The sequence below is a fragment of the Catellatospora tritici genome (assembly GCF_019083965.1).
Lineage (GTDB): Bacteria > Actinomycetota > Actinomycetes > Mycobacteriales > Micromonosporaceae > Catellatospora > Catellatospora tritici.
Genome location: NZ_JAHRCY010000001.1, coordinates 170,705 through 194,614, shown reverse-complemented (window position 1 = coordinate 194,614; position 23,910 = coordinate 170,705). Strand labels below are relative to the sequence as shown.

Genomic DNA, 23,910 nt, shown 5'->3' with positions numbered 1-23,910 from the left:
GCGCCGAGCGCGAGAACAGGGTGCGTCACCGTTAGGCTGGCCCCGTGCTGGAGGTCCTCGACGTCGCCGCGGTGCGCCGCTGGAGTTCGCTCGCCGTGGCCGTCGTCGGCCGGCAGGAACACGCGCTCAACCAGCTCAACGTCTATCCGGTGCCCGACGGCGACACCGGAACCAACCTGCTGCTGACGCTGACCGCCGCGCACCACGCGCAGGTGGATGTGCTGACCGACGATCCGACGCCGGGTTCGGTGCTGCGGGCGATGGCGCGCGGCGCGCTGCTGGGCGCGCGCGGCAACTCCGGCGTGATCACCGCGCAGTGGCTGTCCGGCCTGGCCGACGGCGTGGACGACGACGGGCTGGTGCCCGCCCTGGACGCGGCCGCGACGTCGGCGTACGCGGCGGTGGCGCGGCCGGTGGAGGGCACCATCCTCACCGTGGCCCGGGACGCCGCGAAGGCGGCCGCGGGCTGCCAGGCCGAGGACTGCGTCACGGCGGTGCGCGAGGCGGTGCTGGAGGCGCGGCGGGCCCTGGCGCGTACGCCGGAGCAGTTGCCGGTGCTGGCGACGGCCGGGGTGGTCGACGCGGGCGGGCACGGGCTGGTGCTGCTGCTGGAGGCGCTGTTGGAGGCGCTGACCGGCGAGCACGACGAGAGTCAGGTGCCGGGGGTGGTGGTGACCGTCACCGATGACGATGAACACAGCGGGCACGACCACGCGCACGTGCGTCCGGCGTACCGGGGCCCGGCGTACGAGGTGCAGTTCCTGATCGACACCGGGGCGGGGGAGATCGCCGCGCTGCGGGAGACGCTGGACCGGCTCGGGGACTCGCTGGTGGTCGTCGGCGGCCCGGCGACGTGGCGGGTGCACGTGCACGTCGACGACGCCGGGGCGGCGGTGGAGGCGGGGCTGGCGGCCGGGCGGCCGTACCAGATCCAGATCACCCACCTGACCAGCCCGACCGCGGAACACGCGCCGCGCCGACCCGACCCGACCGCCCGCGCGGTCGTGGTGACGGCGGCCGGGGAGGGCATCGAGGAGCTGCTGACCGCCGAGGGCGCGGTCGCGGTACCGGCGAACCCGTCGACGGCGGAGGTGCTCGACGCGATCCTGGCGACGGGCGCGGGCCGGGTCGCGGTGGTGCCGACCGACGGCAACCTGCGCGCGGTGGCCCAGGCCGCCGCCGACGAGGCGTTCGGCGAGGGGGTCAAGGTCCGGGTCATCCCGACGCGTTCGCCGGTGCAGGCGCTGGCCGCGCTGGCGGTGCGCGACTCCTCGCGCCGGTTCGAGGACGACGTGATCGCGATGGCGGAGGCGGCCGGTGCGTGCCGCTCGGCCGAGGTGACCTGGGCCAGCCGCGAGGCGCTGACGGTGGCGGGGCGATGCCGCCCCGGCGACGTGATCGCGCTGATCGAGGGCGAGGTCAACCTGATCGGCGACGACCTGCGTACCGTGTGCGTGGAGCTGCTGGACCGGATGCTGGCCAGCGGCGGTGAGTTGGTCACCCTGATCGTCGGCGCGCAGGCGCCGCAGGAGTTGGTGCCCGCGCTGAACGCGCACGTGGCGGCCCGCTGGCCGTTCGTGGAGATCCACGTGTACGACGGCGGCCAGCCGCACTATCCGCTGCTGGTGGGGGTCGAGTGACCATGGGCGACGCCGACGTCGAGACCCCGCTGACGAAGCTGGTCGGCGAGAAGACCGCCAAGGCCCTGGCCACCCACCTGGACCTGTACACCGCTGGTGACCTGCTGTTCCACTTCCCGCGCCGGTACGACCAGCGTGGCGAGCACACCGACATGCGTTCGCTGGAGATCGGCGAACAGGTGACCGTGCTCGCGCAGGTGCTGCGCACCACGACCCGCCCGATGCGACAGCGCCGCGGCAACATGCTGGAGGTCGTGGTCGCCGACGGCTCCGGCGGCCAGCTGATCCTGACGTTCTTCCAGCAGGCGTGGCGCGAGCGGGAGCTGCGCGCGGGCCTCTGGGGGCTGTTCGCGGGCAAGGTCGGCGAGTTCCGCGGCCGCCGCCAGCTCAACAGCCCGGAGTACGTGCTGCTCGACGCCGGGGTCGAGGACGGCGAGGTGGCCGCCGAGGTGGAGGAGTTCGCCGGGGCGCTGATCCCGGTGTACCCGGCCGCGGCGGCGGTGCCGACCTGGGTGCTGGCCCGGTGCGTACGGGTGGTGCTGGACACGGTCGAGCTGCCCGCCGATCCGCTCCCGTCCGGACTGCGTGCGCAGCGCAAGCTGCTCGACCTGGCCACCGCGCTGCGTGAGATCCACCGCCCGAGCTCCAAGGAGCTGCTGTACGCCGCGCGGCGGCGGCTGGCCTGGGATGAGGCGTTCGCCGTACAGCTGACGCTGGTGCGGCGCAAACAGGAGGCGGCGGCGTGGCCCGCCAAACCGCGGCCCCGCCGCGACGGCGGACTGCTGGTCGGGTTCGACGCGTCGCTGCCGTTCACGCTCACCGACGGGCAGCTCGCCGTCGGCGAAGAGATAGCCGAGGACCTGGCCCGGCCGCACCCGATGCACCGGCTGCTGCAGGGCGAGGTCGGCGCGGGCAAGACGCTGGTGGCGCTGCGGGCGATGCTGCAGGTCGTGGACGCGGGCGGGCAGGCGGCGCTGCTGGCGCCGACCGAGGTGCTCGCCGCCCAGCATCAGCGGGGCATCAGCCGTCTGCTCGGCCCCAAGGGCCGGGCCGACGAGCTCGACGGCGACCCCGACGGGACCCAGGTGGTGCTGGTCACCGGCTCGCAGGGGGCGGCGGCCCGCCGCAAGGCGCTGGCCAAGCTGGCCGACGGTTCGGCCGGGCTGGTCGTCGGCACGCACGCGCTGCTGTACGAGGGCGTCGACTTCGCCGACCTGGGCCTGGTTGTGGTGGACGAGCAGCACCGGTTCGGCGTCGAGCAGCGCGACGCGCTGCGGGCCAAGGCCGAGCAACCGCCGCACGTGCTGGTCATGACGGCCACGCCGATCCCGCGCACGGTCGCCATGACCGTGTACGGCGATCTGGAGGTGTCCAGCCTGTCCCAGCTGCCGGGCGGCCGCTCGCCGATCGCCTCGCACGTGGTGCCGGTGGCCGAGAAGCCCGCGTTCCTGGACCGGGCCTGGCGCCGCGTCGTCGAGGAGGTCCAGCAGGGCCACCAGGCGTACGTCGTGTGCCCGCGCATCGGTGACAACGGCACCGAGGACGAGGTCGAGCCGGTCGAGGGCGCCGAGGAGGACGAGAAGCGCCCGCCGGTGGCGGTGCTGGACGTGGCCCCGTTGCTGGCCGAGGGGCCGCTGCGCGGCCTGCGCATCGGGGTGCTGCACGGCCGCCTGCCCGCCGACGAGAAGGACGCGGTGATGCGGTCGTACGCGGCCGGGCAGCTCGACGTCCTGGTCGCCACGACGGTGATCGAGGTCGGTGTGGACGTGCCGAACGCGACCGCGATGGTGATCCTCGACGCGGACCGGTTCGGGGTGTCGCAGCTGCACCAGCTGCGCGGCCGGGTCGGCCGGGGTTCGGCGGCGGGCCTGTGCCTGCTGGTCACCGAGGCGGTGGAGGGCACCCCGGCGCGCGAGCGCCTGGACGCGGTCGCCTCCACCCTGGACGGGTTCCGCCTGGCCGAGCTGGACCTGGAGCAGCGCCGCGAGGGCGACGTGCTCGGGGCGGCGCAGTCGGGGCGGCGCTCGCACCTGCGGCTGCTGTCGCTGCTGCGCGACCGGGACCTGATCGGCGAGGCGCGCGCCGAGGCCGAGCAGCTGCTGGCCGAGGACCCCGAGCTGAAGGCGCACCCGCTGCTCGCCGCGCAGGTGGCCCGCCTGGTCGACGCGGACCGCGCCGAGTACCTGCAGAAGGGCTGAACCGAAACGAAAGGGCGGACCCCCCGAGGGGGCCCGCCCTTTGTTCGTGCGGCTAGCTCACGATCACACGTCGGTCAGGTTCAGCCGGCGGCGGCGGGCGAGCAGGAAGACCACGGCACCGACCGCGATCAGGGCCAGACCCGAGAACACGGCCAGCGTGACGTTCGCGCCGGTGGTGGGCAGGTGCGGCTGCGGCGAACCGGAGGGGGGCGGCGACGGCTCGTCGCACTCCTGGACCTCGGGGGTGTACTCGCCGCCGGGCAGCAGCACGCCGCCCTCGGTGACGGAGATCTTCTTGGCGTTCTTGGCGGGCACCGTGACCGGGACCGACTTCTCGCCTACCTGGACCACGATCTCGCCGCTGGTCCAGCTGTCGGTGCCGGTCACCACGAAGGTGGCGGCCTTGGTCGCCTCGGCGGCGTTGAGCAGCGTGACGGTCACGACGCCGGTGCAGTCGACGGCGAAGGTCACCGACGGCTTGGGGGCGTTCTTGACGCAGGCGCCCTCGAACGCGACCTCGCCGGAGTCGGTGTCGATCGCGCCGGCCGTCGTCGGGGAGGCGTCGGGCACCGGCGTCGCCGCGGGCGACGGCGATGCCGTCGGGCCGTCCGGCCAGTTCAGCTTCACCTTGAGTCGGGCCGCCGAGGCGGTGCCCGGGACCGACTGGGTCGCGGTCACGGTCGCGCCGCCGGGGATGACCTGCGCGTCGGCCAGGCCCACGATCTGCGTCTTGTCGGCCAGCGGCGTCCAGGTGCCGCCGGTGGACGTCCCGGTGAACTTCGCGTCGAGCGGGTTGACCACGATCTTGGTGTTGGCCGAGTGCGTGTAGTGCTTGTTGACGACCAGCCAGGTGACCTGCCAGGTGCCGGTGTCGGCGTCGCAGCGGGCCGACCCGGTCACGGCGGCCTTGTAGTGGCCGCAGTTCGTCACGTCCAGGTCGATGTGGCCGCTGTTGGTGGCCGACTTCCCGTTGGTCCAGGTGCCGGTGACGGTCAGGTCGGCGAAGTCGGTGGTCAGCGGCACGGACTGGTCGCCGGTGAGCTTGCCGCCCTTGAGGTTCTTGGTCTTGCCGGGCAGGGTCGCCCCGTCCGCGATGTTGGTGATCGGCGTGTCCGGGTTGGAGGTCACCTGGAGGCTGGCCGACATCTCGGTGTCCCAGTTCTCGACGGTCCAGGTGATGACCCACTCGTTCGGGGTGCACTTGGCCTTGGCCGTGACCACGGTGTGGTGGGCCTGGGCGGGGCTGGCCAGGACGAACGCGCCCGCGAGGCCGAGCAGCGCGCTGCCCGCGTAGGCGAGCAGACGTCGGGTGAATGGACGATTCACACGTGCTCCAGAGGGGTGGATGTGGCTAGGGTGAAAGGCTGAGACCGACTGACCCTAGTGAAGGCGCGCGGTCGCACGGAAACGCTACGGGTGGCCGTTAAATGAACCGTTGCCGAATCGTTATCACTTTCTGGCGACCATCGTCATGCGGTGATGGTTCCCGCGCGGGGGGTGAGTATCGGTCGATCCCGTAGCGTGGGGGCGTGACGAGGATCGTGGCGGGCAGGTACGGCGGGCGGCGGTTGCGCACCCCGGACGGCCGCGACACGAGGCCCACCTCCGACCGGGTCCGCGAGGCGCTGTTCTCGGCGCTGGAGTCCATGACCGACCTCGACGGCGCGCGCGTGCTCGACCTGTTCGCCGGGTCGGGCGCGGTCGGGCTGGAGGCGCTGTCACGCGGGGCCGCGCACGCGCTGCTGGTCGAGTCCGATGCCAGGGCGATCCGGGTGATCAGGGACAACATCGCCACGCTGGGGGCGGCTGGGGCGGCGGTGGCGCCGGGCCGGGTCGGCACGGTGCTCGGCGCGGGGCCGCAGGGCGGCCCGTACGACGTCGTCTTCGCCGACCCGCCGTACCCGTTGACCGAGCCGGAGCTGACCGCGGCGCTGGCCGCGTTGGTCGAACACGGCTGGCTGGCGCCCGACGCGGTGCTGGTGGTGGAGCGGGCCACCCGCTCGCCGGAGCCGTCCTGGGTGCAAGGCGTCACTGGCGATCGCGGTCGCCGCTACGGGGAGTCGACCCTTTGGTACGGTCGCGCCGTTGCGCAGAGTGGCGGAGCGTGTGAACCGGAAGGGTGAGCAGCTAGTGAGGCGTGCGGTCTGTCCCGGGTCCTTCGACCCGGTCACCCGAGGGCATCTGGACATCATCGATCGGTCGTCCCGGCTGTTCGACGAGGTCATCGTTGCGGTGCTGATCAACCAGTCGAAGCAGGGGCTGTTCTCGGTCGACGAGCGGCTGGAGATCCTGCGCGAGGTGACCGGCAGCTATTCCAACGTGCGGGTGGAGGCGTTCCAGGGTCTGCTGGTCGACTACTGCCGGGACAAGGAGGCCCAGGTCGTGGTCCGGGGTCTGCGCGCGGTCAGCGACTTTGACTACGAGCTGCAGATGGCGCAGATGAACGTGGGCCTGTCCGGGTTGGAGACGCTCTTCATGCCGACCAACCCGCTCTATTCATTCATCGCCTCCAGCCTGGTCAAGGAGGTCGCCAAGTGGGGCGGCGACGTCTCGCCGTACGTGCCGGAGCTGGTCGAGCGTAGGCTCGCGGAGCGGCTGCGGCCTGTCCGGGCGGCCTGAAAGCAGTCTGAAAACGCGCTACCTGCGGCGACTCGCCGCAGCGGGACCGGTCTGCCGCAGGGGTAGCGCCGGGACGCATCATGGTGTGGACAACAACCGTGTTTGAGGAGTGACCGTCGGTGGACCCACTCGACCGTATCGACGACATCATCGCCCTGGTGGAAGCCGCGCGATCGGTGCCGATGTCGCGCAACTGCATGGTCGACCGCGGTGAGCTGATCGGCACGCTGGACCAGCTGCGGGCAGAGCTGCCCGGCGAGCTGCGTCGCGCCGCCGCTCTGCTGGAGGAGCGGGACAAGATCCTCGACGCCGGTCGGCGCGAGGCGGACCGCATCATCCACGAGGGTGAGCAGGAACACGCCCGCCTGGTCTCGGTGAACGAGATCACAGTCTCCGCCGAGCACGAGGGCGCGCGCATCGTCGCCGAGGCGCGAGCCGAGGCGCAGCGACTGCGCGACGAGGTCGACGAGTACGTCGACACGGCGCTGGGCAACTTCGAGCAGTTCCTCACCCGGGCGCTGGCCTCGATCGAGCGTGGTCGCGACAAGATGCACGCCCTGCGGGAGATCGGTTCGTTCGTCCCCGGTGACGACGATCGTCCGCTTCCGTTCTGACTCTCGGACCGGCCCGCGCCGCGCGGGGAACGAGCCCGTTCGACGGGGTCGGGCCGGTTCAGGTAACCTTCTACGTCGGCCTGCGACAACTCGGCCAACCGTCCGCTGTCCCGGTGAAGTCTCACCTCTTTGCGAAAAGTCATGCCTGAACACTCGATGAAGCACCTCGATCCGCGAGCGCCGCTCGTCCTCGACCTCCGGGACCTGCCGCGCGGCGCGGGCGCGATGCGTACCCTCCATCGGGTGGTTCCGGCCCCGGAGGACCTCGGCCTCGAGATGATCGGGGTGCCGGAAGGCGCCGACCTCGTCCTGGACCTGCGGATGGAGTCGGTGTCGGAGGGCGTGCTCGTCTCCGGGACCGTCACCGGTCCGCTGGTGGGCGAGTGCGGGCGCTGCCTCATCGAGATCGACGACGAGCTGGACGTCCAGGTGCAGGAGCTGTTCGTGTACCGCGCGAGCGCCACGGACGAGACCACCGACGAGGACGAGGTGGGGCGGATCCAGGACGACCTGATCGACCTGGAGCCGGCCGTGCGGGATGCGGTGGTGCTCGCACTGCCGGTCAACCCGCTGTGCCGCGAGGACTGCCCAGGGTTGTGCCCCGAGTGCGGGGTCCGCTGGGACGAGCTGCCCGACGACCACAAGCACGAGGTGGTCGACGCACGTTGGGCGGCGTTGCGCGGGCTTACCGGTGTGGAGCCGGAGCAGCCCGCAGATCCGCAAGCCTGACCGGCGCCGCGGAGTCAGACACCAGTCGGCCGCCGGCCGAACGAGAGAAGGTCGGCACCCGCCGACTACTACTGAGGAGTAATACAGTGGCAGTCCCGAAGCGCAAAATGTCGCGCAGCAACACCCGTCACCGTCGGGCGCAGTGGAAGGCCACCGCGGTCGCGACCGTTGCCTGCCCGCAGTGCAAGTCGGCCAAGCTGCCGCACAGCGCCTGCACCGTCTGTGGCACGTACAACGGCCGTCAGGTGCTCGAGGTCTAATCCCGAGCCGTCCGGGTGCCGCGGGGGTTGTTTAACTCGTCGCGTCGCCGACCGGTTGACGCCGGTCGGCGACGTCGCCATGTCTGCGCCGTCCCGCGGTCGCCGAGAGGGTGTCGCTGATGGCAGCGAAATCGCATGACCCGAAACCGGCCGAGACGCCGGACCCGGCCGAGCTGTCCGCCGCGTTCGGCGTGCCGTTCGAGCCCGAACTGCTCCAACGCGCGCTGACCCACCGCTCGTACGCGTACGAGCACGGCGGTCTGCCCACCAACGAGCGCCTGGAGTTCCTCGGGGACTCGGTGCTCGGCGTGGTGATCACCGCTTCGCTGTACCACACCCACCCGGACCTGGCCGAGGGCCGACTGGCCAAGCTGCGGGCCAGCGTGGTCAACTCGCGCGCCCTGGCCGGGGTGGCCCGCACCCTGGGCATCGGCCCACACCTGCTGCTGGGCAAGGGCGAGGAGGCCACCGGCGGGCGGGACAAGGAGTCGATCCTCGCCGACACGCTGGAGGCGCTGCTCGGCGCGATCTACCTGGAGCACGGCATGAACCGGGCCAGCGAGGTCATCCGCGCCCTGTTCGACCCGCTGATGGCCGAGTCGGCCCGGCGCGGGGCGTCGCTGGACTGGAAGACCAGCCTGCAGGAGCTGACCTCCGAACACGGCTGGGGCGTGCCCGAGTACGTGATCGAGGAGCAGGGCCCGGACCACGCCAAGACCTTCACCGCCTGGGCGGTGGTCAGCGCCGAGCGCTTCGGCGGGGTGACCGGCCGCACCAAGAAGGAGGCCGAGCAGCGCGCGGCCGAGGACGCCTGGCAGGTGCTGTCGAACCGGGCCGTCGATCTGGACCACCCGGAGGCCCGGGAGGCGTGACCGCCTTCCCGCGCCCGCACTGACGCCGGTTGTCAGGGGGCCGGAGCAGAATGGTCGGGTCGGGCGAGGAGAGGGTGGAGCATGCCGGAGTTGCCTGAGGTCGAGACCGTGCGCAGCGGGCTGGCGCAGTGGGTGGTCGGCCGGACCATCGACACCGTCGAGGTCCGCCACGCCCGTGCGATCCGCCGCCACGCCGCCGGGGCCGCCGACTTCGTCGCCGTGCTGACCGGCCGGACCGTCACCGCGGCCTGCCGTCGCGGCAAGTACCTGTGGCTGCCGCTGGACAGCGGGGACGCGATCGTCGGCCACCTGGGCATGTCTGGCCAGATGCTGGTGCAGCCCGCCACCGCGCCCGAGGAGAAGCACCTGCACATCCGGTTCGACTTCACCGACGGCGGCCCGCAGCTGCGCTTCGTCGACCAGCGCACCTTCGGCGGTCTGGCCGTCTCGCCGGGCGGCGCGCAGCTGCCCGCCGAGATCGCGCACATCGCCCGGGACCCGATGGATCCGGAGTTCAAACCGGCCGACTTCCTCAACGCGCTGCGCCGACGCCGCACCGGCGTGAAGCGGGCGCTGCTGGACCAGTCGCTCATCTCCGGGGTGGGCAACATCTACGCCGACGAGGCGCTGTGGCGGGCGAAGCTGCACGGCGAGCGGCCCTGCGACGAGCTGTCGGCCCCCGCCGCGACGAAGCTGCTCCAGCACGTGCGCGAGGTGCTCGGCGAGGCGATCAAGGTCGGTGGCACCACGTTCGACGCGCTGTATGTCAACGTCAACGGGGAGTCGGGCTACTTCGACCGCTCGCTCAACGCCTACGGCCGCGAGGGCGAGCCCTGCGGGCGCTGCGGTACGGCGATCCGCCGCGAGCAGTTCATGAACCGTTCTTCGTACTCGTGCCCGAAGTGCCAGCCCCGCCCCCGTGTGAGGGCGGCAGCCTGAGGTCTGCCCGCGCGTCGGCGCGGTCCACCAGCCCGACCGGCAGGCGCAGCTCGCGTGCCGCGTCGAGCACCCGCACCAGCACGTCCTCGGGCGCCCCGGCCAGCCGGTCCAGCGCGGCGGCGTCGAAGCCCTTGTCCCGGCACACCCGCAGCCGGTCGGCCAGGATCGGCGCGACCGTGTCGCGCAGCGCCCGCGCCGGGGCGTCCCAGCGCACCCCCTGATCGGTGGCGGTGAGCGCGCTGGGGAAGCGTCCCGCGTCGGGCTGGCCGCCGACCGCGCCGATCTCCAGGTAGCAGACCACGTGGCGCCGCCGCCGGTGCAGGTCCTGCACCGTGGCGGCGTCGGTGGTGAAGCCGTCGAGCACGAACACGTCGGCGGCGTCGGGATCTGGTTCGGGCCGGTCCAGCGACCACAGCCAGTGCAGCCGGTCCGGGTCGACCGGTGGTGGCGGCGGGGGGTCGTACCAGTCGGCGGCTCGGGGCGGGGCGGCGCAGGCCAGGCAGGCCAGGACGACCGCCGCGGTGGCCGGGACCCTCACACCGCGACCGGCAGCACCGGCGCACCGTGCACGGACGCCTCGTTGGTGGCCAGCCCGAACCGGGCGCCGCGGGCACGCATCAGTTCGTGGCAGGTCTCGATCTGGTCCAGCGGCACCGAGTGCACCAGGTGGGCGTCGCCGGAGCGCACGCCGTCCTCGGTGCCGACGCGGTACTGCTCCCAGGAGCCCTCGAAGGTGCACAGCACCGTGCCGAGCCCGCGGTAGAGCGAGTCGGTGGGGCGGCCCGGGTTGACCAGCAGCGTGTCGAAGCCGATCCGCCGGGCGGCGCGCACCGCCACCGCGACCGGCCCGATCGAGTACGGGCTGGTCGGCGCCTGGTCGAAGAAGACTCCCCGGACGGGGTACCCGGCCCAGCGGCCGAGTTCGGCGCGGACGTGCTCGGTGGGCCGGGCGCCGTAGGCGAGGTCGACGTAGCCGAGCAGGCTGGCTCCGGCGCGTACCAGGCGGGTGGTCGCGGCGGTCCAGGTCGGATCGAGCCCGGAACCCGGGCCGGCGTCGATGTTGAGCAGGACGGTGGCGCCGACACCGGCGGCCTCGATCGTCGCCCACATCTCCGGGTGCAGGTGCGGGTGTGCGGGGAGCGGCAGCAGGGGGGTCACGCCCGTACAACGATCGATGCGCGCCGCCCGCGACTGCCCGCCCGGGTATGTCGGCATGCCGACCGAACTCCCCGAACGAACGACCGTGGGCTTGTCTCGGCCTTGGCTCAGCGGTAGCCGAAGTCCTGCGTCCAGTACGGGGTGCGGCCCTGGTAGGCCAGGCCGGTGGCGGACGCCTGTACGTCGCAGTTGAGGATGTTGTCGCGGTGGCCTGAGCTGCCCATCCAGGCTTCGACCACGGACTGCGGGTTGGGGTAGCCGTAGGCGATGTTCTCGCCGGCGGCGTCGGCGCGCGGGTACCCCGCGGCGGCGAGTCGGTCGACGAAATCGCTGCCGTCGCGGCTGGTGTGGCTGAAGTAAGCGTATTCGGCCATCTCGTCGCTGTGCCGTCGGGCGGCGGTGCGCAATCGCTCGTCGGTGTGCACCCGGGGGCACCCGCCCCGGCTGCGTTCGCGGTTGACCAGCACCGTCACCTGGTCCTCCAACCAGGTGATCAGGTCGGTGGCGGGGGTGATGGTTCGGGCGCGGCGGGGCTCGGCGGTGGCGGTCGCCTTCGGCCCGGCGGTGCGCAGGGCCGCGGGTTCGGGCTGGTCCGTGGCTCGTGGGGCGGTGGTGCCCGAGCTGTCCTGGTTGATCACCGGGGGAGTGCCACGCTGTAGCCCGACGGTGGCGCCCGCGGCGATCAGCGCCGCGCTCGCGGCCACGGAGAGTACGGCGGCGCAGGCCGCGATGGCCGGTGCGAGCCGCAGGGGCGTACGGTGCCGACCGCGGATTGCCACGAATCGACGCTAGCAGTTCGGGTGGTTTTGTCGCCTTGCGACACCAACGGCGGGGTGTGGCGCACGGCAACTTGACGTCACGGGGGTATCGGCGGACTATGGAGGTGTCGCCAGTCGCGCCCGACCGCGCTCGTCAGCTTTATCTGGAGTTACATTCCGGATAGCCGGGCCGGGAGTCGCGAATATAACTGGGCGCGCGTTTGGCCGGCGAACCGGCAGCGCTTCACAAGGAGACGATATGGCGAAGGCCCTCTATGGCCACGTCACGGCAGCGCCTGACCGGCGCATGCTTGACGAGGTCACCCGCTTGCGTGCCACGGTGCGGGCACTGGAGTTCGAGGTAACCCGGCTTCGGGCGGAGAATGATCGACTGGCGGCGGCTGCCGCGGAGGCCGACGAGTTCTTCCGCATTGCCGAACCGGCTCTGACCTGATTCCTTCCCCGCGTCAGCGGGACCGGACAGCTGCTCTACCGAGCGAGCTGCCGCGGCACCAGACCTTTTGCGCGCCTCCACCCTCTTGTGGCGGCGCGCTTCCTTTTGCCATCCAGCGTTCCCCGAATCTTGCCGACCCAGCGTTCCCGCTATCGACCTCGCCGAAACTTGGCATCCCCCGATGGTTCGGTAGCGTGACAGCCGGGCATACGACCGCGGGCTCGACGGCCCGGCGTGTCGGAAGGGCCTCTCGGCCGACCGGGTACCCTGCGCTTTGACCGGTAGCATGTGCCACCCACGCCCCGTACGGGGCGCCAAGATGATCGATTCCGGAGTGTCGTGCACCTCAAGAGCCTGACGGTGAAGGGCTTCAAATCCTTCGCCTCCGCGACGACGTTGAAGCTCGAACCGGGGATCACCTGCGTGGTGGGTCCCAACGGCTCGGGCAAGTCCAACGTGGTCGACGCGATCGCCTGGGTGCTGGGCGAGCAGGGCGCCAAGGCCTTGCGCGGCGGCAAGATGGAAGACGTGATCTTCGCCGGTACGTCCGGCCGCCAGCCCCTGGGCCGGGCCGAGGTCACCCTGACCATCGACAACACCGACGGCGCGCTGCCCATCGACTACACGGAAGTGTCGATCACCCGCCGGATGTTCCGCTCCGGCGAGAGCGAGTACGAGATCAACGGCGACGCCTGCCGCCTGCTCGACATCCAGGAGCTGCTCAGCGACTCCGGCATCGGCCGCGAGATGCACGTCATCGTCGGCCAGGGCCAGCTCGACGCGGTGCTGCACGCCAAGCCCGAGGACCGCCGCGCGTTCATCGAGGAGGCCGCGGGCGTCCTCAAGCACCGCAAGCGCAAGGAGAAGGCGCTGCGGAAGCTGGACGCGATGCAGGCCAACCTCAACCGCGTCACCGACCTCACCGACGAGCTGCGCCGCCAGCTCAAGCCGCTCGGGCGGCAGGCCGAGGTGGCCCGGCGCGCCGCCACGATCCAAGCCGACCTGCGCGACGCCCGCCTGCGGCTGCTCGCCGACGACCTGTTCACCCTGCGGACGACCCTCGACAAGGAGATCGCCGACGAGGCGGCCCTGCGTACCCGGCGCGAAATGGTCGAGGCCGAGCACGAGCAGGTGCAGGAGCGGCTGACCGAGTTGGAGGCCGCGCACGCCGTCGACGCGCCGGCGCTGACCAAGGCCCAGGACGTCTGGTACCAGCTGTCTGCGCTGCAGGAGCGGTTCCGCTCCACCGCCCAGCTCGCCTCCGAGCGCCACCGCCACCTGTCCGCCCCGGTCGAGGCCGAGCGGCCGGGCCGGGACCCGGAGCAGCTGGAGGCCGAGGCCGAGGCGGTGCGCGAGCAGGAGGAGACGCTGCGCGAGGCCCTGGCCGAGGACCAGGTGCGCCTGGCCGAGGCGGTCGAGCGCCGCCAGGAGCTGGAGCGCCAGCTCGCCGGCGCCGAGCGGGCCCTGGTCGCGGCCGTGAAGGCGATCGCCGACCGGCGCGAGGGCATGGCCAAGCTGACCGGCCAGGTCAACGCCGCACGGGCGCGCACCGCCTCCTCCGCTGAGGAGATCGAGCGCCTGTCCACCGCGTACGGCGATGCCGCGATGCGGGCCGAGGCGGCGCAGGAGCAGGTCGACGCGGTCGCCGAGCTGACCTCCGATGCCGACCGGGACAACGCCGACCTCGACACCCGGCACGCCGCCGCGGTCGCCGCGCACGAGGACGCCACCGCCGCCGTTCGGCGCCTCAACGAGGCCGAGCGCGCTGCCGAGAAGGACGCCACCGGCTGGAAGGCGCGCGAGGAGGCGCTGGCGCTGGGCCTCAACCGCAAGGACGGCGCCGGTGCGCTGCTGGCCCGCGCCGCCGAGGTGCCCGGCCTGCTGGGCAGCGTCGCGTCGCTGTTGAGCGTCGAGCCCGGCTGCGAGGCGGCGCTGGCCGCCGCGCTGGGCACGCTCGCCGACGCCGTGGCCGTCGCCGGGGTCGACGAGGCCACCGAGGCGATGCGGCTGCTCAAGATCCAGGACGCGGGTCGGGCCGCGCTGCTCATCGCGACCTCGCGCCCGCAGCCTCGCACCGACGTGGCGCTGCCGCCGGGCGCCCGCTGGGCGATCGACGTGGTGCGCTGCGCCGACTCGATCCGCCCCGCCGTCGCGCACGCGCTGCGCGACATCGTGCTCGTCTCCGACCTGTCGTCGGCGTCCGCCCTGGTCGCCGCCCAGCCGTCGCTGCGCGCGGTGACCGCCGAGGGCGACGTCGTCGGGGTGTTCGCGGGCGCGGGCGGTTCGGCCAAGGCGCCCAGCTACATCGAGGTGCAGGCGGCCGTCGACGAGGCGCGGGCCAAGAAGAACGCGGCCGAGGAGAGCGTCGCCGTCCTGCGCGAGCAGATCGCGCAGGCGCGCGAAGTCGTGTCCGAGCGCAAGGCCGCCATGGACGAGGCCGCCGCCGCCAAGCGCGCCGCCGAGGGCGAGCGCAACGCCGCCGCCCGCAAGCTCGCCGAGGTCAGCGCGGCCGCCCGGTCGGCGCAGGCCGAGGCGCAGCGCCTGGCCGCCTCGCGGGACAAGGCCACCGCCGCCCGCGAGGAGGACCTGGCCCGCCTGGCCGAGCTGGAGGAGCGGCTGGCCGCCGCCGAGTCGCTGCCGGTCGACGAGGACCCGTCCACCACCGAACGAGACCAGCTCGCGGCCATGGTGCCGCAGTCCCGGCAGAACGAGGTCGAGGTACGACTCGCGGTGCGTACCGCCGAGGAGCGGGTGTCGCAGATCGCCGGTCGGGCCGACTCGCTGCTGCGCCAGGCCGGTGCCGAGCGGGCCGCCCGCGAGCGCGCGGCCGCCCGACGCGCGGCCCGGGAGCGGGGTGCCGCGATCGCCAAGGCGGTCGAGTCGGGCACCCGGGAGCTGCTGACCCGCCTGTCGGTGGTGCTGGAGGAGGCCGCGGCACGGCGCGACGAGATCGCCACCGCGCGCACCGCCCGGGAGGCCGAGCTGGCGCAGGTGCGTGGCCAGGCCAAGCGGCTGGGCGACGACCTGAACCGGCTCACCACCGAGGTGCACCGCGACGAGGTCGCCCGCGCCGAGCAGCGCATGCGCATCGAGCAGCTGGAGACCCGCGCCGCCGAGGAGTTCTCGCTGGACGTGGAGACCCTGCTCGGCGAGTACGGCCCCGGCGTGCCGGTGCCCGTGATCGTGCTGGGCTCCTCGGATCTGGCCGAGCCGGAGCCGTACGACCGGGCCATCCAGGAGAAGCGCGCCGCCAAGGCCGAGCGTGACCTGAACCTGCTCGGCAAGGTCAACCCGCTGGCGCTGGAGGAGTTCGCGGCGTTGGAGGAGCGGTACAAGTTCCTCTCCGACCAGCTCGAAGACCTCAAGGCGACCCGCCGCGACCTGCTGACCGTGGTCAAGGACGTGGACGACCGCATCCTGGAGGTCTTCGCCACCGCGTTCGCCGACACCGCGCGCGAGTTCGAGGTCGTGTTCCCGATCCTGTTCCCGGGCGGCGACGGTCGGCTGGTGCTGACCGACCCGGACAACATGCTGACCACCGGGGTCGAGGTCGAGGCGCGCCCGCCGGGCAAGAAGATCAAGCGGCTGTCGCTGCTGTCCGGTGGCGAGCGCTCGCTGACCGCCGTGGCGATGCTCTGCGCGATCTTCCGCGCCCGCCCCAGTCCCTTCTACATCATGGACGAGGTCGAGGCGGCCCTGGACGACGTCAACCTCGGCCGACTGATCACGCTGTTCCAGGAGCTGCGCTCGCGCAGCCAGCTGATCATCATCACGCACCAGAAGCGCACCATGGAGGTCGCCGACGCCCTGTACGGCGTGACCATGCGCAACGGGGTGACCGAGGTGATCAGCCAGCGGCTGAAGGGTGAGGGCGAGTGAGGCGGCGACCGGCCGAGGCCCTGCTGATCGACTTCGACGGCGTGCTGCGGCAGTACGACCCCGACGCGTACCCCGGCTTCGAACAGCGCCACGGCATCGCGCCGTCGGTGCTGCTCGACTCGGGGCTGACCTGGGGACGGCTGCTGCCCGCGATCACCGGCTACTGGACCCGGCAGCAGTGGCTGGACGAGATCGCCGCCGACACCGGCGCCTCGGCGCAGGCGCTCGCCGAGTGGGACGCCTACCGGGGACGCATCGACGAGCCGGTGCTGGAGTTCGTGCGCGCCGCGCGGGCGGCCGGGCGCAAGGTCGCCCTGGTCACCAACGCCACCGACGACCTGCGTGACGATCTGTCGCGGTTCGGGCTGGACGCCGAGTTCGACGCGGTGATCTCGTCGGCGGAGCTGCGGACGCACAAGCCGACCAAGGAGTTCTTCGCCGCGGCGTGCCAGGCGGTGCAGACCTCGCCGGACCGCTGCCTGCTGGTCGACGACACCGACCGCCACATCCGCGGCGCCCGGGTCGCCGGGCTGTCGGCGATGCGCTGGACCGGCCCCGCCGACCTGCCGTACCTCCGCGCCGCCCTCTCCATCTGACCCCCGCCGCCCCGGCCCACCGCGCCCCGCCGGCTCGGCCGGGTCCGGCCGCCAAGATCGCGCAAGTTGCCGGGCAACTGGGCGAAAGGTGGTTCAAGATACGCCCGATTGCCGGGCAACTCGGACGATCTTGGGGTTCAGAGAGCGCTCTACCGCATATGTGTGCAACGGGGGTGCAACACGTGCACACAGCTTGCGTTGAGCTGTTCTTGTTGTGCCCGCCTGGTGAAACAGATTTCGTGTTCTGACAACCTGCTCGCTAGATTGCGCGTGACTACTGCGGAAACGGGAGATCACTTCCGTGGCGCTGGGTTCGGCAAGGCGAGAGGAGAGCGGCGATGTCGTCTGCTCTGGTGGTTGACCGTGTGACCGTGGAGTACGCGGCGGGCGCGCCCGTGCTGCGCGAGGTGACCGTGACGGCCCAGCCGGGACGGATGCTGGCGGTGACCGGGCCGTCCGGGGCGGGTAAGACGACGCTGCTACGGGCCATGGCCGGCGTGCTGCGTCCGGTCGCCGGCACGGTCGAGGTCGACGGCAGCGCGCTGCGCGACCGCGACGACGCGGTCGGCCGCAAGGTGGTGCTGATCCCGCAGGACAACGGGCTGGCCACCATCCTCACCGCGGGCGAGAACGTGCAGGTGGTCCTGGTGGCCAACGGGTTCACCCCGGAGCACGCCCGCCGCGCCACCGCCGAGTCCCTGGAGCTGGTCGGCCTGTCCGCCCAGGCGGGGCAGCTGGTCGAGGAGCTGTCCGGCGGTCAGCAGCAGCGTACGGCGATCGCGCGCGGGCTGGCCCTGTCCGGCCGGGTGCTGCTGGCCGACGAGGTCACCAGCGAGCTCGACGCCGCCAACCGCAGCCGCGTGCTGGACCTGCTGCGCGCCGAGGCCGACCGGGGCGCCACCGTCGTGCTGGCCACCCACGACCTCGAGGCCGCCGCCGCGTGCGACGCCGAACTGCACCTGCTCGACGGCACCGCCGAGCTGGTCCGGGGCTGACCCCGGTAAGCCCCTGATCCACCCCCTGACCGCCCCTGAGAGCGCTCCGCTCGCGCGTCACCGGCGATCTGATCATCCGAAGAGGTTGTTCATGCTCCGCTTGGTGCTCGGCGTGCTACGCAGCCGGCGCGCCCAGGCCGTGACCCTGGCCGTGCTCGCGGTCCTGTCGGTCGCGGCCGGAACCGCCGCACCGCTCTACGCCACCGCCGCCGACCGGGCCGTCGTCGCGGCCGAACTGCGCACCGCCACCCCGGCCGAACGCGCGATCACCTTCACCGCCGAGGTGTCCGCCGTCGACGGCCACGAGTCCTCCCTGAACGACCTGCGCGGGCAGGCGCTGGCGATGACCGGCGAGAACACGCTGACCCAGGCCGCCGGGGTGCTCCTGTCAGGCAGGGCGGGCTACGGCACGCAGGCCCAGGTCTCGGCGCCGGTCTCGGCGCGCGACGGCGTCTGCGCGCACCTGCCGCTGCTGTCGGGCGCCTGCCCGGCCGGGTCGGGTGGCGCGGTCCTGAGTGACCCGACCGCCAAGGCGCTCGGGGTGCGCGTCGGTGACGACTTCGTGTTCCGCGCCGACCGAGCCGAGCAGCCGGTCACGCTGAAGGTCGCCGGGGTGTACGACCCGGCCGCCGCGCTGCGAGACGGCGACCCGTACTGGGCCGGGCGGACCGACCTGACGCCGCAGCCGCTGCGCGCCACCAACCCGATCTTCGTCGACGAGTCGACCGTCGACTCGCTGGGCGCCGACACCGTCGTGGCCATGCTCGACCTGTACGCGGGCGAGGCCGCGCTGACTGCCGACAATGCCGCCGACGTCGCCGCCTCGCTCAAGGCGGAGCTGGGCATGCCCGGCATCAAGGTCGCCAACGGGCTGCCGCAGCTGCTCAAGCGCATTCAGGCCACCCGGGACCTGCTGGGTCTGGCCGCGCCGCTGGGTGCGGTGCAGCTGCTGGTCGTGTGCTGGTTCGTGCTGCTGATGGCGGTGGCCTACACGGCGGCCGGACGGCGTACCGAGCTGGCGCTGGGGCTGCTGCGCGGGGCGCCCGCCCGGCACCGGACCCTGCTCGCGCTCGGGCCGACAGCCCTGGTGCTGGTGCTGGCCGCCCCGTTCGGCGTGGTGCTGGGCTGGCTGCTGGTACGCCTGCTGACCTGGGCAACCTTCGCCGGGCAGGCGCCGGTGCCGCTGGACCGCACCGCGCTGCTGACCGCGGTGGGCACGCTGCTGCTGGTCATGGCCAGTGCCGCGGTCGCCGAGCGGCGCGCGCACGGCGGTTCACTGCTCGACGCGCTGCGCCAGGTCCCCGCCCGCCGAGGACGGCGCTTCGGGCTGGTCGAGCCCGCGGTGATCGTGATCGCGCTGGCGGCGGTCGGGCAGAGCTACGCCTCGTCCAATGACTCCGGCGGGCTGGCACTGCTGGTGCCGCTGCTGCTGGCGCTGGTCGCAGGGCTGCTCACGGCTCGGCTGATCCGCCCGGCCGCCACCGCGTACGGCGCGGCCCGGCTGCATCGGGGCCGTCTGGCCGCCGGGCTGGCCGCGCTACAGGTGGCGCGTCGCCCCGGCGCCGACCGGCTGGTGGCGCTCACCGTCGTCGCGGTCGCCCTGGTCGGCCAGACGTTCAGCGCCTGGAACGTGGCCGGTGCCGCCGCTCAGGAGCGGGCCGGGCTGGAGTTGGGCGCCGCCCGGGTGCTCACCGTGTACGCCGCCTCCCGGCCCGCGCTGCTGTCGGCCGTACGCACCGCCGACCCCGAGGGGGCCTGGGCGATGGCGGTGACGCGCCAGCCCGAGGGCGGTGACCTGCTGCTCGGCGTGGACAGTTCCCGGCTGGCGGCCGTGGCCCAGTGGCCGAAGCAGGCTGGGCTCACCGCCGAGCAGGTCGCGGCGACGCTGCGGCCGAAGACCGCCGACCCGGTCACGGTCACCGGCGGCGAGCTCGGCCTGTCCGTGTACGTGGTGCAGGATCTGGGCGCCGAGATGCACGTCACCGCCGTGCTGATCGGGCCGAGGGGCGAGCCGGTGACCGGCGCGGTCGACGTGGCCAAGGAGGTCGGCCCCGGCGCGTACCGGATGGCGGTGCCGCAGTGCGCGCAGGCGCCCGGCTGCCGCCTGGCCTGGCTGAGCTTCCCGCGTTCCCCGGACGAGCTGCAGCTGACCGGCCTGGACCAGTTCGGACCGGACCGCCCGCTGCTGTCGGCGGCCGCGATCAGCGCTGCCTCCCGCTGGCGCCCGCAGTTCGGCGCCGAGTCCGAGGTGACGCTGTTCAACGGGGCGCAGTCGCGCGCCGCCGCCGCGCTGGAGGGCAAGGAGGCGGTGCGGCCGGGGGCCAAGGACTACATCTCGCTGTCCTACGTGCCCGCGGACCCGCGCCACATCAGCACCGACATCCGGCTGGCGGTCGCCGACGGCCCCGTGCCGCTGCCGGTGGTGGCGGCCGGTCCCCGGCGGCTGGCGCACACCCGGGAACTGGCCAAGCTCACGCCGCTGCAGGCGCTGTCGCGCCCGGCCGACGTGCGGCTGGTGTCAACGGTGCTGCCGGGTGCGGCCGCCGACGGCGTGCTGTTCGACCTGGAACTGGCCGACCGGCTCGCCGACACCCGCGACAACACGGTGACGCTGCAGGTCTGGCTCAACGACCGGGCCCCGGCCGATGCCGTCGACCGGCTGCGCGCGGCCGGGCTGGTGCCGGTCGGCGACGAGACCGTGGCCGCCCGAGTGGTCCGCTACCAGGAACAGGGCGCGGGCCTGGCGCTGCGGCTGCACCTGGCCGCCGCCGTGCTGAGTGTGCTGCTGGTCGGCCTGGCCATGCTGGTGCTCGCCGCCACCGACCGGCGCGGCCGGGCCGCGGAACTGGCCGCGCTGCGGGTGCAGGGCCTGCCCGGGTCGGCGGCCGCCCGCGCGGCCCGGTTGGGCAACCTCGCCATGATCGCCATTGCCGCGCCGGTGGGCGTGCTGACGGCGTGGGCGTCGTGGACGCTGAGCGCGCCCGCCCGAACCGTGCTCACCTCGGCGGCCGACGCGCTGCCGATACCCGATCCGGACCTGAGCGTCGTCGCGCCCGCGGTGATCGCGGCGACGGCGGTACTCCTGCTGGCGGCGCTGCTGGCCGGACGGTCCCTGACCGGCGCCATCGCTGACGGGCGCTCGTCGGCGGGCCATCGTGCCGACGGGCCGCCGGGACGCGCAAGCAGCGGGCAAGGTAGCGACGAGAACGCGGCGGGGGTGCGGCGATGACGGCGCTGCTGTGGTCGATGATGAAGGCGCGCCGAGGACTGGCCGCCATCACGCTGGTGCTGACCGCGATGGCCGCGGCCGCCGCGGCGGCGGGCCCGATCTACCAGGCGGCGGCCACCGTGTCGCTGCGCGGGGTCGAGGTGCGCGCCGCCGGGATCTCCGAGCAGGCGCTGGTCGGGCTGGCGGCGGGTGATCCGCGCGAGCGCGGGTCCAGGCCCGACGACACGCAGTCGCTGCCGTACGTGTCGGGCTTCACCACCATCGGTGGCTCGATGGCCGAGGGCACCGGCGTGACCGCCACCGGGAACGCGCCGATGTTCCTGGTCTGGCGCGCGGGTGCCTGCGAACACCTGGTGGTCGTCAAGGGGCGGTGCGTCGCGGGCGAGCGCGAAGTCGTGCTGCGCGACGACGTCGCCACCCGGATCGGGGCGGCCGTCGGTGACGACTTCACGTTCACCCAGCCCGGGGTGCTGGGAGGCCGCCAGGAGAAGCCGGGGCCGGAGCCGTTGACCGTGGTCGGCCTGTACGCCCGCCCGGCCGTGAACGACCCGTTCTGGGTGGCTCGTCCGGCGCTGCTGGGCCTGGACGCCACCGCGGCGTTCACCAACGAGCGCACCGTCAACGCGGTCTCCCCGGCCCCGGTGCAGACCGTCGACCTGCTGGTCTCCGCCGACGCGTTCCGGGACCTGGACACGCTGCGCGACGACCTGGCGGACGCCGACGCGCAGCTGGTGGCCGCCGGGTACGGCACCGACAGCAACCTGCCCGATCTGATCGCCCGCGTCGACGCCGGGGAGAAGCAGCTCGCGGCCAGCCTGCTGCTCGCGGTCGTGCCGCTGGTGCTGCTGTGCTGGCTGGTCCTGTTCATCACCGTCGCCGGCGGGGTCGAGCAGCGCCGGGGCGAGCTGGGGCTGACCGCGCTGCGCGGCGTGCCCGGCCGCACCCGTTGGCTGCTGGCCAGCGCCGAGACGGCCGCACCGGTGCTGCTCGCGCTGATCCCCGGCTACCTGCTCGGCTACGCGGTGACGGCGCTGCTGGCCAGGTTCGTGCTGCCCGGCTCGCCGCCGGTGGAGCCGGACTGGGCCTCGATGGCGTACGCGGCCGTCGCGGTGCTCGGTGCGCTCGCGGCGGGCCTGCTGGCGCAGGTGCGCGCGCTGACCACGCCGGTGCTCGGGCTGCTGCGCCGGGCCCGGGTGCGCCGTCGCGGCGGGCTGGTCGGCGGCGTCGAGGTGGCCGTGGGCGCGCTGGCGCTGGTGGCCGGATACCAGGTCGCCGCCGGTGGCGCCGGTTCGGGCGGGGTGGGGCTGCTGGCCCCGCTGTGCGTGTCGCTGGGGCTGGGCCTGCTGGCGGCGCGGGCGGTCGGCGTGCCCGCCGAGCGCTACGGCCGCCGCGCCCTGCGCAAGGGCAGGCTGCGGACCGGTCTGGCCGCCTTGAGCCTGGCGCGCGGCTCGGGCACGCACTGGATCGTGATGCTGCTGACCGTCGTGTTCGGCCTGCTCGGGTTCGCGCTGACCGCCCGCGACGTGGCCGACCGGGCCTGGCAGGACCGGGCCCGCGTCGAGGGCGGCGCGGCCCGGGTGCTGTCGGTGACGCCGCTGCCGGTGCCCGCGCTGCTGCACGCGGTGCGTACGGCCGATCCGGAGGGCCGCTACGCGATGGCCGCCGCCCGGGTCAACATCGCCGAGGACACGAAGGTGCTGGCGGTGGACAGCTCGCGGCTGGGCGTGGCGGCGCTGTGGCCCGCCTCGTACGGGGCCATGTCCGGTGCCGACGCCGGGAAGCTGCTGCGCCCGCGGCCGGTGCAGCCGCTGCTGCTGCAGGCATCGGCGCTGCAGGTGACGGTGACGCTGGACGATCTGACCGAGGGCGGGCAGGCCGCGGTGACGCTGCGCCTGACCAGCACCAAGGGCAGCCTGGCGCTGGCCCGGGTGGACAAGCTGCGGCCGGGCACGGGCACATACCGGATCGAGACGCCGTACTGCGCGGACGCGCCGTGCCTGCTCAAGCAGGTGCAGGTGGACCTGTTCACGCGGGGGCGCTACCGGGTCGACGTGACCGTGGGCGGCATCGCCGACGGTGACGGCAAGCCGCTGTTCACCGGCGAGCAGCTGGCCGGGCACCAGTGGCGGCTGCCCGCCGAGACGGCCGCCCGGCCGGTGCCGGAGATGACCCTGTCGGACCGGGGCATGCGGCTCGAGCTGAACTCGGTGCTGACCCCCGACATCCGGGTGTACTCCGACTCCGCGCCCACCCCGCTGCCGGTCGTCGCCTCGGGAACCCTGCCCGACGAGCTGTCGGCCTACGCGGGAACGGTGCGGGTGCCGGTGACCCGGACGGGCACGCTGAACCAGGTGCCGCGCTACGGCGTGCACGGGGTGCTGGTCGACCTGGAGTACGTGGACATGCGCCTGGGGCAGGACTCCGACGCCACCGATCCGGAGGTGTGGCTGGCCGCCGACACCCCCGCCTCGGTGATCGAGAAACTCGGCGCGAACGGGCTGATGATCGTCGGCGAGAAGACCGCCGCCGACCAGCGCCGCCTCTACGGTCAGCAGGCCCCGGCGCTGGCGCTGTGGTTCCTGGCCGCGGCGGCGTTCACCGGCATCGTCTTCGCTGCGGGCGGCCTGCTGGTCACCGCGGTGCTGGAGCGTGGGCGCACCGACAACGGGCTGGCCGTGCTGCGCGGGCAGGGCCTGCCCGCCGGGGTGGTGCGCGGCGCGTCGCTGGGCGGCCGCTGGGCGCTGGTGGCGGCGGGCAGCCTGGTCGGGCTGATCGCGGCGGCCGGTTCGTGGCTGCTGGCGAGCCGGGTCGTGCCGATCTTCAGTGACGGGGCGGCGACCATACCCGCCGCGTCGTTGCCGGATCCGGTGCCGGTGCTCGTACCGGTGGCGGTGGCCCTGCTCGTGCTGTTGACGACCTGCGTCGTGGCCACGAAGGTGGCGGCGGGCGCGGACAGGAAGGTGGCGTGAC

General features: G+C 73.3%; 19 protein-coding genes. 15 read left to right on the top strand and 4 right to left on the bottom strand.

Annotated features, from left to right (window positions below; translation table 11 throughout):
* Positions 1 to 44 precede the first annotated feature (44 nt).
* Both KUA19_RS00870 and recG read left to right on the top strand, forming a co-directional pair.
* The gene (locus KUA19_RS00870; protein ID WP_217393839.1) at positions 45 to 1,640 is read left to right on the top strand and encodes a DAK2 domain-containing protein; all 1,596 of its coding nucleotides are present in this window, start codon (positions 45 to 47) and stop codon (positions 1,638 to 1,640) included.
* 2 nt (positions 1,641 to 1,642) lie between these two features.
* Positions 1,643 to 3,838, top strand: coding sequence for an ATP-dependent DNA helicase RecG (gene recG / locus KUA19_RS00865; RefSeq protein ID WP_217393836.1), 2,196 nt, complete (start codon positions 1,643 to 1,645; stop codon positions 3,836 to 3,838).
* A gap of 63 nt (positions 3,839 to 3,901) precedes the next feature.
* Here the strand turns inward: recG and KUA19_RS00860 are convergent, their stop codons facing one another.
* On the bottom strand, positions 3,902 to 5,164 hold the full coding sequence (locus KUA19_RS00860) for an LPXTG cell wall anchor domain-containing protein (RefSeq protein WP_217393834.1): 1,263 nt from the start codon (positions 5,162 to 5,164) through the stop codon (positions 3,902 to 3,904).
* A 203-nt stretch (positions 5,165 to 5,367) separates the two neighbouring features.
* On the opposite strand from KUA19_RS00860, the gene rsmD reads away from it, so the two are divergent.
* The 7 genes from rsmD to mutM all read left to right on the top strand — a co-directional run bounded on the left by rsmD (position 5,368) and on the right by mutM (position 9,871).
* Positions 5,368 to 5,961, top strand: a complete 594-nt coding sequence (gene rsmD / locus KUA19_RS00855; RefSeq protein ID WP_217393831.1) for a 16S rRNA (guanine(966)-N(2))-methyltransferase RsmD — start codon at positions 5,368 to 5,370, stop codon at positions 5,959 to 5,961.
* 7 nt (positions 5,962 to 5,968) lie between these two features.
* Entirely contained in the window at positions 5,969 to 6,457 is a 489-nt protein-coding gene (gene coaD / locus KUA19_RS00850) for a pantetheine-phosphate adenylyltransferase (protein WP_217393828.1), read from the top strand.
* A 119-nt stretch (positions 6,458 to 6,576) separates the two neighbouring features.
* A complete protein-coding gene (locus tag KUA19_RS00845; protein WP_217393825.1) occupies positions 6,577 to 7,071 on the top strand; it encodes an ATP synthase subunit B family protein in 495 nt (164 codons plus the stop codon).
* A 141-nt stretch (positions 7,072 to 7,212) separates the two neighbouring features.
* Positions 7,213 to 7,800, top strand: coding sequence for a YceD family protein (locus KUA19_RS00840; RefSeq protein ID WP_217393822.1), 588 nt, complete (start codon positions 7,213 to 7,215; stop codon positions 7,798 to 7,800).
* An 86-nt stretch (positions 7,801 to 7,886) separates the two neighbouring features.
* Entirely contained in the window at positions 7,887 to 8,060 is a 174-nt protein-coding gene (gene rpmF / locus KUA19_RS00835) for a 50S ribosomal protein L32 (RefSeq protein ID WP_212833150.1), read from the top strand.
* Between the two features lie 119 nt (positions 8,061 to 8,179).
* Complete coding sequence (rnc, locus tag KUA19_RS00830) at positions 8,180 to 8,932, top strand: ribonuclease III (protein ID WP_217393821.1); 753 nt, start codon at positions 8,180 to 8,182, stop codon at positions 8,930 to 8,932.
* Positions 8,933 to 9,013: 81 nt separating this feature from the next.
* Positions 9,014 to 9,871 carry a bifunctional DNA-formamidopyrimidine glycosylase/DNA-(apurinic or apyrimidinic site) lyase gene (gene mutM / locus KUA19_RS00825; protein ID WP_217393818.1) on the top strand — a complete coding sequence of 286 codons (858 nt, stop codon included), beginning with the start codon at positions 9,014 to 9,016 and terminating at the stop codon, positions 9,869 to 9,871.
* Here the strand turns inward: mutM and KUA19_RS00820 are convergent.
* From KUA19_RS00820 to KUA19_RS44390, 3 genes are all read right to left on the bottom strand, one after another.
* A complete protein-coding gene (locus tag KUA19_RS00820) occupies positions 9,804 to 10,409 on the bottom strand; it encodes an endo alpha-1,4 polygalactosaminidase (RefSeq protein WP_217393815.1) in 606 nt (201 codons plus the stop codon). The genes mutM and KUA19_RS00820 overlap by 68 nt on opposite strands.
* Complete coding sequence (locus tag KUA19_RS00815) at positions 10,406 to 11,029, bottom strand: spherulation-specific family 4 protein (protein WP_217393812.1); 624 nt, start codon at positions 11,027 to 11,029, stop codon at positions 10,406 to 10,408. Before KUA19_RS00815 ends, KUA19_RS00820 begins: the two co-directional genes overlap by 4 nt.
* 107 nt (positions 11,030 to 11,136) lie before the next feature.
* On the bottom strand, positions 11,137 to 11,808 hold the full coding sequence (locus KUA19_RS44390; RefSeq protein ID WP_308167257.1) for a CAP domain-containing protein: 672 nt from the start codon (positions 11,806 to 11,808) through the stop codon (positions 11,137 to 11,139).
* A gap of 238 nt (positions 11,809 to 12,046) precedes the next feature.
* On the opposite strand from KUA19_RS44390, the gene KUA19_RS00805 reads away from it, so the two are divergent.
* From KUA19_RS00805 to KUA19_RS00780, 6 genes are all read left to right on the top strand, one after another.
* Complete coding sequence (locus tag KUA19_RS00805; RefSeq protein ID WP_155372087.1) at positions 12,047 to 12,241, top strand: hypothetical protein; 195 nt, start codon at positions 12,047 to 12,049, stop codon at positions 12,239 to 12,241.
* A 339-nt stretch (positions 12,242 to 12,580) separates the two neighbouring features.
* The gene (gene smc, locus KUA19_RS00800; protein ID WP_217393810.1) at positions 12,581 to 16,120 is read left to right on the top strand and encodes a chromosome segregation protein SMC; all 3,540 of its coding nucleotides are present in this window, start codon (positions 12,581 to 12,583) and stop codon (positions 16,118 to 16,120) included.
* On the top strand, positions 16,117 to 16,716 hold the full coding sequence (locus KUA19_RS00795) for an HAD-IA family hydrolase (protein ID WP_217393808.1): 600 nt from the start codon (positions 16,117 to 16,119) through the stop codon (positions 16,714 to 16,716). Before smc ends, KUA19_RS00795 begins: the two co-directional genes overlap by 4 nt.
* A 338-nt stretch (positions 16,717 to 17,054) precedes the next feature.
* Positions 17,055 to 17,711, top strand: coding sequence for an ABC transporter ATP-binding protein (locus KUA19_RS00790; protein ID WP_217393805.1), 657 nt, complete (start codon positions 17,055 to 17,057; stop codon positions 17,709 to 17,711).
* A gap of 91 nt (positions 17,712 to 17,802) precedes the next feature.
* The gene (locus KUA19_RS00785; protein WP_217393803.1) at positions 17,803 to 20,940 is read left to right on the top strand and encodes an ABC transporter permease family protein; all 3,138 of its coding nucleotides are present in this window, start codon (positions 17,803 to 17,805) and stop codon (positions 20,938 to 20,940) included.
* A complete protein-coding gene (locus KUA19_RS00780) occupies positions 20,937 to 23,909 on the top strand; it encodes an FtsX-like permease family protein (protein WP_217393801.1) in 2,973 nt (990 codons plus the stop codon). Before KUA19_RS00785 ends, KUA19_RS00780 begins: the two co-directional genes overlap by 4 nt.
* The last annotated feature ends 1 nt before the right edge of the window (position 23,910 follow it).

What these genes read in the sequence shown, in the direction of transcription:
- recG (WP_217393836.1), top strand. Translation starts at nt 1,643, where the DNA reads ATGGGCGACGCCGACGTCGAGACCCCGCTGACGAAGCTGGTCGGCGAG.
- KUA19_RS00840 (WP_217393822.1), top strand. Translation starts at nt 7,213, where the DNA reads ATGCCTGAACACTCGATGAAGCACCTCGATCCGCGAGCGCCGCTCGTC.
- rnc (WP_217393821.1), top strand. Translation starts at nt 8,180, where the DNA reads ATGGCAGCGAAATCGCATGACCCGAAACCGGCCGAGACGCCGGACCCG.
- mutM (WP_217393818.1), top strand. Translation starts at nt 9,014, where the DNA reads ATGCCGGAGTTGCCTGAGGTCGAGACCGTGCGCAGCGGGCTGGCGCAG.
- KUA19_RS00805 (WP_155372087.1), top strand. Translation starts at nt 12,047, where the DNA reads ATGGCGAAGGCCCTCTATGGCCACGTCACGGCAGCGCCTGACCGGCGC.
- KUA19_RS00790 (WP_217393805.1), top strand. Translation starts at nt 17,055, where the DNA reads ATGTCGTCTGCTCTGGTGGTTGACCGTGTGACCGTGGAGTACGCGGCG.
- KUA19_RS00785 (WP_217393803.1), top strand. Translation starts at nt 17,803, where the DNA reads ATGCTCCGCTTGGTGCTCGGCGTGCTACGCAGCCGGCGCGCCCAGGCC.
- KUA19_RS00780 (WP_217393801.1), top strand. Translation starts at nt 20,937, where the DNA reads ATGACGGCGCTGCTGTGGTCGATGATGAAGGCGCGCCGAGGACTGGCC.